At 71.0% G+C, this 9,168-nt stretch carries 10 protein-coding genes; 1 reads left to right on the top strand and 9 read right to left on the bottom strand.

Going from position 1 to position 9,168, the window contains the following annotated elements; all coding sequences use genetic code 11:
- From ACVNF4_RS27860 to ACVNF4_RS27840, 5 genes are all read right to left on the bottom strand, one after another.
- Positions 1-952, bottom strand: a 952-nt coding sequence (locus ACVNF4_RS27860) for an ABC transporter ATP-binding protein (protein WP_461805635.1), incomplete at its 3' end; no start/stop codon positions are given.
- Complete coding sequence (locus ACVNF4_RS27855) at positions 945-1,913, bottom strand: ABC transporter permease (protein WP_461805634.1); 969 nt, start codon at positions 1,911-1,913, stop codon at positions 945-947. The genes ACVNF4_RS27855 and ACVNF4_RS27860, both read right to left, overlap by 8 nt.
- A 3-nt stretch (positions 1,914-1,916) precedes the next feature.
- Positions 1,917-2,930, bottom strand: a complete 1,014-nt coding sequence (locus ACVNF4_RS27850; protein ID WP_461805633.1) for an ABC transporter permease — start codon at positions 2,928-2,930, stop codon at positions 1,917-1,919.
- Positions 2,918-4,615 (bottom strand): ABC transporter substrate-binding protein, encoded by a 1,698-nt coding sequence (locus ACVNF4_RS27845; protein WP_461805632.1) that lies wholly within the window; start codon positions 4,613-4,615, stop codon positions 2,918-2,920. The genes ACVNF4_RS27850 and ACVNF4_RS27845 overlap by 13 nt, the downstream gene beginning before the upstream one ends.
- Positions 4,616-4,646: 31 nt before the next feature.
- A complete protein-coding gene (locus ACVNF4_RS27840; protein WP_461805631.1) occupies positions 4,647-5,543 on the bottom strand; it encodes a proline iminopeptidase-family hydrolase in 897 nt (298 codons plus the stop codon).
- A gap of 297 nt (positions 5,544-5,840) precedes the next feature.
- Between ACVNF4_RS27840 and ACVNF4_RS27835 the strand changes: the two genes are divergently transcribed.
- Positions 5,841-6,551 carry a FadR/GntR family transcriptional regulator gene (locus tag ACVNF4_RS27835; RefSeq protein ID WP_461805630.1) on the top strand — a complete coding sequence of 237 codons (711 nt, stop codon included), beginning with the start codon at positions 5,841-5,843 and terminating at the stop codon, positions 6,549-6,551.
- A 13-nt stretch (positions 6,552-6,564) separates the two neighbouring features.
- Here the strand turns inward: ACVNF4_RS27835 and ACVNF4_RS27830 are convergent, their stop codons facing one another.
- The 4 genes from ACVNF4_RS27830 to ACVNF4_RS27815 form a co-directional block, all read right to left on the bottom strand.
- Entirely contained in the window at positions 6,565-7,230 is a 666-nt protein-coding gene (locus ACVNF4_RS27830) for an MSMEG_1061 family FMN-dependent PPOX-type flavoprotein (protein ID WP_461805629.1), read from the bottom strand.
- Between the two features lie 20 nt (positions 7,231-7,250).
- Positions 7,251-7,697, bottom strand: a complete 447-nt coding sequence (locus ACVNF4_RS27825) for a hypothetical protein (protein ID WP_461805628.1) — start codon at positions 7,695-7,697, stop codon at positions 7,251-7,253.
- Positions 7,698-7,759: 62 nt separating this feature from the next.
- Positions 7,760-8,803: a hypothetical protein gene (locus ACVNF4_RS27820; protein ID WP_461805627.1), complete on the bottom strand. Its 1,044-nt coding sequence runs from the start codon at positions 8,801-8,803 to the stop codon at positions 7,760-7,762.
- 66 nt (positions 8,804-8,869) lie between these two features.
- Positions 8,870-9,019 carry a hypothetical protein gene (locus tag ACVNF4_RS27815; RefSeq protein ID WP_461805626.1) on the bottom strand — a complete coding sequence of 50 codons (150 nt, stop codon included), beginning with the start codon at positions 9,017-9,019 and terminating at the stop codon, positions 8,870-8,872.
- Between the last annotated feature and the right edge of the window lie 149 nt (positions 9,020-9,168).

The following is a 9,168-nucleotide window of genomic DNA, read 5'->3' as shown; positions in this document are numbered from 1 at the left end:
AGCACGCGTCCCGGTGCCCGCCCCCGCCGCCCGGCGTCAGCGCCGGCCGCTCCTCGCACCGGTCATGACGCAACCGGCAACGCGGCGCGAACGCGCACCCCTCCGGCAGGGACCCCGGCGTCACCGGCATCCCCGCGATGGTGGGCAGCCGCCGCAGCCGAGGCCCGTTGACGCGCGGCACCGAGTCCAACAGCCCCCAGGTGTAAGGGTGTCGGGGATGATGGAAGACCTCGCGGCGCGGCCCCTCCTCCGCCGCCCGCCCGCCGTACATGACGAGCACCCGGTCGGCGATCTGCGAGACCACCCCCATGTCGTGGGTGATGAGGACCATTGCCGAACCCCGCGTGTTCAACTCCCGCATCAGATCGAGGATCTGCGCCTGGACCGTCACGTCCAGCGCGGTCGTCGGCTCGTCGGCGATCAGCAGCACGGGCGAGCAGGACAGGGCCATCGCGATGACGACGCGCTGCCGCATCCCGCCGGAGAACTCGTGCGGATAGGCGTGCACCCGTGACGCGGCGCCGGGGATGCCGACGTCGGAGAGGAGCTGTACCGCGCGGGCCTCGGCCTCCTTGCGGGAGATCTTCTCGTGCGCCCGGATCTGCTCGGCGATCTGCCAGCCGACCGTGTACACGGGGGTGAGCGCGGTCATCGGGTCCTGGAAGACCATGGCGATCTCCCGGCCGCGCACGGCCCGCATCTCGGCGCCGGACAGCGTCAGCAAGTCCCGCCCCCGGAAGAGGACTTGGCCCGACACCGTGACGTTCGGGTTGGTCAGCAGGCGCAGCACGGCCAGCATCGACACGCTCTTGCCCGACCCCGACTCGCCCACCACGCCCAGCACTTCACCGGGCGCGACCGAGAAGGAGAGGCCGTCGACGGCGGTGACCGTGCCCTGGCGGGTGCGGAACCGCACCCTCAAGTCGCGTACGTCCAGCAGGGGTTCAGACATGGCGGGCCCTCGGATCGAGTCGTGCGTACAGGATGTCCACCAGCGCGTTGGCGAGGACCACGAAGAACGCCGCGTACAGCACCGTCCCCATGATCACCGGCAGGTCGAGGTTCTGGAGGGCGTCGTAGGTGAGCTTGCCGATGCCCGGCAGACCGAACACCACCTCGGTCAGCAGCGCGGCGCCGCCCACGAGTGCCCCGAAGTCCAGGCCGAACAGCGACACGACCGGGATCAGCGAACACCGCAGCGCGTGCCGCAGCAGGATGCGCCGCTCGGACAGCCCCTTCGCGCGGGCCGTACGGACGTAGTCCTCGCCGAGCGCGCTCACCACCTCCCCGCGCAGCAGCCGGGCGTAGATCCCGGCGTACAGCAGGGCCAGCGTCAGCCACGGGAACAGCAGGTGCAGCGCCCACCCGCCGGGGTCGTGGGTCAGGTCGACGTACCCGGGCGGCGGCACCCACGCGAAGAGGGAGCTGTGGAACTGCTTCTGCGTGAGGAGGTTGACGACCTCGCCGAGCCAGTAGGCCGGCAGGGACACCCCGACGACCCCGACGAGCATGATCAGCGGGTCGGCGGCCTTGCCGCGCAGGGTTGCCGCAGCCGTCCCCATGAGGATCCCGGCGGTCATCCAGATCAGGGCCGCGCCGACGACGAGCGACAGGGTCACCGGGGTCGCCTGCACGATCTGCGGGATGACCTTGGAGCCGCGGTTGACGAACGACTCCAGGTCCCGGTCGACCAGCAGGTGCCGCATCATCAGCAGGTAGCGCACGGGCAGCGGCCGGTCCAGGCCGAAGGAGTGCCGTACCTGCGCGAGGGTCGCCGCGTCCGCGTTGCGTCCCGCGATCCGCGCTGCCGGGTCGACGCCCGGGGTCGCGAAGAAGATCAGGAACACCAGGACGCTGATCGCGAACATCACCAGCAGCGCCGAACCGAAGCGGCGCAGAGCGAAGAGAAGCATGGTTCACACCCCTCCGCGCAGCCGGGCGCCCGGGTCGAGAGCGTCGCGCACCCCGTCGCCGAGGACGTTGAGCGCGGCCGTGGTCAGCGCGATCAGCAGTCCGGGCGCGATCGTCACCACGGGCCGGGTGTACAGCAGCCCGAGGCCGTCCTCGATGATCGTCCCCCAACTGGCCTGCGGCGGCTGGACACCCACCGACAGGAACGACAGCGCCGACTCCGTCAGCATCGCCAGCGCCGTCATCAGCGGCACGAACACCAGCGCGGTGGGCACCACGTTCGGCAGCACCTCCCGGCGCAGGATCCGTACGGTCGCGGCGCCGGAGCCGATCGCCGCCTGGATGTACTCCTTGTCCCGCAGCACCAGCACCTGACCGCGCAACGGCCGTGCCACGTACGGGACATAGATCGCCGCGATGATGGTGACGGGCAGCCACAGACTTCCCGCGTCCACCGTCAGCGGCCCGAGCTTCAGGCCGTCGGTGAGGAGGACCACCGACAGGCAGATCGCCAGCAGGTACACGGGGAACGCCCAGACGACGTCCAGGACCCGGGAGACCACCGCGTCGACGACCCCGCCCGCGTACCCGGCGACCACCCCGACGACCGTGCCGACCGCGCAGGTCAGCAGGGCCGCCGTCACCCCGATGAACAGGCTCGTCCGGCCGCCGTACAGCAGCCGCGCCATGACGTCCCGGCCCTGGTTGTCGGCGCCGAGGAAGTAGTGCGCGGGGTCCCAGGTCGGCCCGATGGGGGTGACACCGAGGCCGAGACCGGTGCTGCTCGGGGTGAGCACCGGCACGCTCCTGCCGTCGACGAGAGTGGTGGCGGAGACGTGCGACTGGAACGGGTCGGTGTGGGCGATGTCGTGCGCGTACAGGGGTGCGCACAGGCTCGCCAGCACGATCAGGAGGAGGACGGCGGCGGCGGCCAGGGCCGTCCTGTTGCGCAGGAGGTCGGAGGCGGCGGTGCGCCAGGGGCCGGGAGGCCGGCGCACCGCGAGGTTCACTTCACCCACAGCTGCCCGACCAGCATGGAGAACTGCTTGCTGAACCGGTAGTCGCCCACCCGGGTCGACGTGAAGTCGATCATCTTCGGGTTGATCAGCGGCACCACGGGCGAGTCACCCATGATCTGCTGGTCGATCGCCGCCCACTGCCGGTCGCTGGTCGCCGCCTTCATCTTGGCGTCCACGCCCTTGTCGCAGTACCCGGAGATGTTGACGCTGGAGTCGCTGCCCGGGTGGTAACTCGCGCAGGAGAACAGCACGTTGAGGAAGTCGGAGGCCGCCGGGTAGTCCTGGTACCAGGACGTCAGCGCCAACTGCACCTTGTTCTTGGTGTTCTGGATGTAGGTGAACTGGATGTTCGCCGACAGCGGCTTCAGCGTCGCCTTGTAGCCGAGCTGCGTCAGCAGGCTCTGGAGGTACTGTCCGATCGATTTGTTCACGTCGTCGTCCTGGACGACGACCCCGACCTCCTGCCCCGCCGTCCCGGACTCCTTCACCAGTTCCTTGGCCTTGGCGAGGTCCGCCGCCGTCCAGGTGGAGCCGCCGCCCTTGGTGTAGGCGCACGTGTCGGCGTGACCGGGGAAGCCCGGCGGGAGGATCGTGCACGCGGGGGAGGCGAGGTTCGTGCCGCCGTACAGCCGGACCACCGCCGACCGGTCGACGGCCCAGTTGATGGCCTGACGCGCCAACTTGTTGTTGAACGGCGCCGAGTTCACGTTCAGCGTGGCGTACCAGTACGCGGTCAGCGGGTTCACGTGCGCCTGGGAGGCGTACTTGGTGCCGATCTCGTTCAGCCGGTCGGCGGGCGGCGCGTCGAACATCCAGTCGGCCTGGCCGTTCTCGACGGCGGTGACCTCCGACTCGACGGTCTGCCCGAAGGTGTAGTCGATCGCGTCCGGGTAGCCCTGGGGCTGCGCCTCGCGCGACCACTCCTTGAAGTGCGGGTTGCGGACGAGTTTGAGGGCCCGGTTCGGGTCGTAGGACGCCGCCATGTACGGGCCGGTCGTCGGGAGCGGGCTGGTGCCGGCGTCCTTCGCGGGGGAGTCCTCGGGGAGGATGCTCGCGTGCGGGACGGCGAGTTTGAACGCGAACTGCGGGTCGGGTGCGGTGAGGTTGACCGTCACCGTGCCGGTCGCGGCGTCGCCGGTCACGCCCTTGGGCAGGGTGCAGGAGGCGGGCGTCTTGAGGCAGGCGTCGGCGCCGACGATGCCGTTGTAGAAGGTGCCGGCCGTGGGGCTGGAGATCTTGAAGATCCGCTCGAAGGACGCCACCACGTCGTCGGTGGTGAGGGGCTTGCCGTTCGAGAAGGTGACGCCCTTGCGGAGGGTGAAGGTGTAGGTCTTCCCGCCGTTGCTGATCTTCGGGAGGGCGGTCGCCAGGTCCGGGACGACGGTGAACGACTCCTGCCCGTTCACCTTCTTGAAGGCGAGCAGCCCGTCGTACATCGACTGGTACAACTGCCAGTACTGGAGCGTGTAGTTGACCTGCGGGTCGAAGCTGCCCGCCGCCGCGTGCGCGACGAGTTCCAGGGTGCCGCCCTTGTGCTGCGGCTGGAAAGCGGTGGAACCCGCAGTGGCGGGCTCCTGGGAACCGGAGGAGGGGGCGTCGCCGGACGAGGAACAGGCGGCGGCGGTGAGGGCGAGGGTGACGGCGGTGGCGGCGAGGGCGCCGCGTCCGACGGGGGTGCGAGGCATGGCGGGGGCTTTCTCGGTGTGGGGCGGGGAATCAGTCGTTGGCGTCGAGGAACTCCCCGACGACGCGTAGGAACAGCTCCTCCTCCTCGACGTGCGGCATGTGGCTGGAGTGCTCGAACAGGTGCCAGCGCACGTCGGGGATACGGTCGGCGAAGGGGCGGACTGTTTCGGGGGTGGCCTCGTCGAAGCGCCCGGACACCAGCAGGGTCGGCGCCTCGACCAGGTGGAGCCGGTCGACGACGGACCAGTCCTTGAGGGTGCCGACGACATGGAACTCGTTCGGGCCGTTCATCGTGTGGTACACGGTCGGATCGGCGGCGATGTTCTCCCAAGTGGCCTGCACCTCGGGCGGGTTGGGGACCAGCCGGCACACGTGGCGCTCGTTGAAGACCTGTTCGGCGGCCCGGTAGTCGGGGTGGTCCGTGGTGCCGTCCGCCTCATGGGCGAGCAGCGTCCGCTGGACCTCCTGCGGCAACTCGGCCCGCAGCTCGGCCGCCGCCCGCAGCCACAGCTCCATGGACGCGGGCGAGTCGGCGATGACGAGGCCGCGCAGCCCTGCCGGACGGCGTACCGCGTGCTCGGCGGCGAGCATGCCGCCCCAGGACTGGCCGAGCAGGTGGTAGGTGTCGGCGATGCCCAGCTCGCCGAGCAGGTTGTCGAGTTCGTCGAGGAAGAGCTGGACGGTCCAGAAGTCGGCGCCCTCGGCGGGCAGATGCGTGGAGCGTCCGGTGCCGAGCTGGTCGTAGTGGACGACGGGGCGGCCCTGGGCGGCGATGCCCGCGATGCTGAGCGTGTAGTCGTGTCCGGCGCCGGGGCCGCCGTGCAGGACCACGAGGGGTGTGCCGCCGGGTTCGCCGGTGATCCGGTACCAGGTCGAGTGGCCGTTGAAGTCGACGGTGCCGGTGTGGTTCGGTTCGGGGATCGCCACGGAGAAGCCTCCCGGAGCGGCCGGAATCAGTCGGCCGCTGTCCGAAAATGGTTGGTGTGTGGTGGATGGATGGGATAGTGAACGGAGAAAAGGTCAGGCCACAAGACCTTTTATTCGGGGCAGGGAAAGACGTAACGCAGGGTTCACACAGCCCGCGCGCGTTTACCGAAGAAGCGATTTCGGGGAGGACAACTGACATCCGAGGCTGAATCACAGGGGGCGGGCGACACCTACGCGCGCCTCATCGACCGCGTCGTCCTCGGCGCCGGACCACCCTCCGAGCTGCGCCCGGTCAGGGTGTCGTCGGCGGTCGACGAGGTCGCCGACCGGATCCTCACCGCGATCGCCGTCGGAGACTTCCTGCCCGGCGAGCGGCTCCCCGCCGAACGCGAGCTGACCGGCCTGCTGCACGTCAGCCGCCCCACCGTGCGCGAGGCCGTCGGGCGGCTCACCGCCCTCGGCGTCATCGAGGTGCGCCGGGGCCGGGGCGGCGGGGCGTTCGTGCGCGACAGTTGGAGCGAGTCCTCGGGGGACGCGGTCCGGCGGACGCTGCTGCCCCGCTGGGAGGAGTTCGAGCAACTCTTCGACCTGCGTGGCCTGGTGGAGGGCATGGTCGCGGCGACCGCCGCCCGCCGTCGGCGCCCCGAGGACCTCGCCCCCATGCGGGACGCCCTCGCCGCCCACCTGTCCGCCGACACACCCCGCGCGGAACAGGCCGCCGACAGCGCCTTCCACCGCGCCGTCTGCGAAGCCACCCACAACCCGCAGATCGCCCGCCTCAGCCGCGACCTCCTCACCCGCGTCAGCCTCGGCTTCCCCGTCGAGCCGTGGGGCAAGGGCGAACGCGGCCACTTCCACCGGGCGGGCGAGGGGCACACCGCCCTCTACGCGGCGATCGAGGCGGGGGAGCCGGAGCGGGCGGAGGAGATCGCGCGGGAACACTTCATGATCAGCGCGGAACTGATCCGGGGGGTGCTGGCCCGGGTGCGCGGGGAGGGGCCGACGTGAAGCCTCAAGTGCTTCACTCGTACCGGTACTTGAGCGCCTCCTCCTCCGTCCGCTCGATGTCGGCGATCGTCAGGCCCGGCATCCGCAGCTGCGCCAGCGTCACCTCGGCCGACGACGGCTGCGCGTCCACCGGCAGCCACCCCTCCGGCTTCCACGCCGAGCTGCGCAGCAGGGACTTGGGACAGTGCGGGTAGACCTCCTCGATCCCCACCACCAGTGCGCTGGCCGGCGGCTTGCCCACGGCCGTGAGCTGGGACAGCAGCTCCGGCCGGGTGGAGACACAGGCCCGCCCGTTCACCCTCAGGGTCGTCGTGCGCCCCGGGACGATGAACAGCAGCCCGGCGCGGCCGGTGGCGATCACGTTCTGGAGCGTGTCCAGCCGCTTGTTCCCGGTCGCGTCCGGTATCGCCACCGTCCGCTCGTCCAGCACCGCGACGAACCCGGCGGGCCCGCCGCGCGGCGAGACGTCACAGTTCCCCTCGGCGTCCACACTCGCGACCATGACGAGCGACGCGCACCCGATCAACGCCCTGGTCTGCTCGGTGAGTTCGGTCATCTGCTTGCGGACGGCCGGGGCGCCCGGGAGCTCGTAGGTGCGCCGCAGGGTCTCCTGGTCGGGCACGGAGTCGAGGAGGAGGGAGTCGAAGGCGGTACCGGTCTCGGTGGGAGATGACGTCATGCCCTCGACCCTAGACGGGATCACATCCCCGCGAGACGCTGAACCTTGGAAAGCTTGCAGGTCACGTCCGTGGACACCGGCGCCGTCCCGCCCGCCGTCTCCTTGGCCGCCGCGCCCGCCGCGAGACTGTGCGCGATCGCCGGCCCCTCCGCCAGCCGCGTCCCGCTGCCGTCGAGGAACTCCAGCTGGACGAGGTAGGTCGCCGTGTCCGTGCCGTGGTTGGTCACGGTGAGCGCGGCGCTCGGGATCTTCGTCACCGCGTCGACCGAGCAGGAGTCGACCGTCACGTCCTTCGAACCCGAGGTGTTCCGGCCGACGGTGCCGGTCAGGGTGGCGGCCTTGGGCGGGGCGACGGGCGGGGGCGGGGAGGAGGCGCCGCCGCCGGAGGACGAGCAGGCGGTGAGGGCGGCGAGGGAGGCGACGGCGAGTATCGCGGCCGTGGGCAGGGAGGTGACGCGGATGGGCAACGGAGGGTCTCTTTCTCGGGAGGGGGTCTCGCAGAGCGGTCTCGGGAAGGGCCGGACGGGGCCTACCTCGCCTTGACCGAGTTCTCGGGCGCCGGCCGCGCCCCGGTCAGCAGCGGCGCGAGGTCCATGTGCGCCCAGGCGTCGAACAGCGCGTTCACCGAACCGGTCGCCCGCGCGGTCAGCCGTACGACGTGGGAGGAGCCGCCGAGCACCTCGGCCTTCGGCTCGGCGAGGAGAGCCGACCAGGGCACGCCGGTGACCATGGACGTCGTCGACTTCACCCGGCCGGGCCAGGCCGACGCGATCGACTCCGCCGCGCCGTCGCTCGCGGTCGTCATGCAGACGACCTCCGTGGCCGGACCCTTCGCCGTCTGCCGGACACCGACACCCATCGGCTCCGGCGCGGTCTTCTCGTCCAGCCCGACCCAGGCGGCCCGCACCTCGCCGAGACAGTCCGCGACCGCGCCGACCGCCTTGTCGCCGGCCAGCGGCCCGGTGCCCTCGGTCGCCTGGTCGAGGTCCGTGGTGGCGCCCCCGTAGACGATCCGCCGGGGTGCGACGCGCACGACGTTCATCGAGGTGACGATGCCGATCCGGGCCAGCGGATCGGCCGGGTCGATCGCGTGGCCGTCGCGGATCACCCACGTCGACTCGCCGCCGCCGAGGGGGTGTTCGGCGTACCCGAGCTTCTTGAGCTTCGCGCCGATCGCGGCCGTGTCGAACGTGCCGTACAGGAACCCGACCGAGGCGGGCGGCCTGCCGACGGAGACGGCGGTGCGGGCGGCGTACGGGTCGATGCCGGTGAGGTCGGGGAGCAGCCTCGCGGCGGGGGCCAGCCTGGCCTCGCCGTGTCCGAGCAGGGGGTTCGGCTTCGCGGGGGTGCCCTGGGAGCGGAGGGCGGCGACGTCGCCGAACTCGGTCCAGGCACGCGCCGCTCCGGTGTCCCTGGTCTCACGCAACGCCGTGATCAGCGCGGTGGGCGGCTTGTCGCCGTCGTCGTCCCGCTGAGCCGCGTGGTCCGCGCCGCAACTGCTCACGACGACGGCCGACAGGAGTGCACAGACACCGCCCGCTCGGCGTGCCGTACGGGATCGTCCTGGCTTCACGAGATCTTCCCCCGGGTTCGCTCATGAACTGAGATGTATGAGACTACCTCACCCGTCCATACAGGCTCAGTCCAGGACGCCCACCCGCAACGCCCCCAGCCGCGCCGGGTCCGCGATCACCTCGTACTCCTCGACCCGCCCATCCGCGACCCTGAACGTCAGCGCCAGCCGCAGCCGCCCGCGCGGCGCCACGACCAGCCCCACCACCCCGTCCACCAGCGCGGCCTCCGCGAACCGCGACCGCCGCCCGAGGATGTGTACCCCCGGAACTGACGGGCGTCTTATCCACAGCCGGAGGTATTGTCAAGAGGGTTTCGCTCCCCTCTGTGAGCGACTTCTGTCCACCAGGTTGACGAAACGGAGAC

Source organism: Streptomyces sp. S6 (assembly GCF_054880855.1).
Note: the sequence above shows the minus strand (reverse complement) of the source record. Positions and strands in the feature narration are given on the sequence as shown.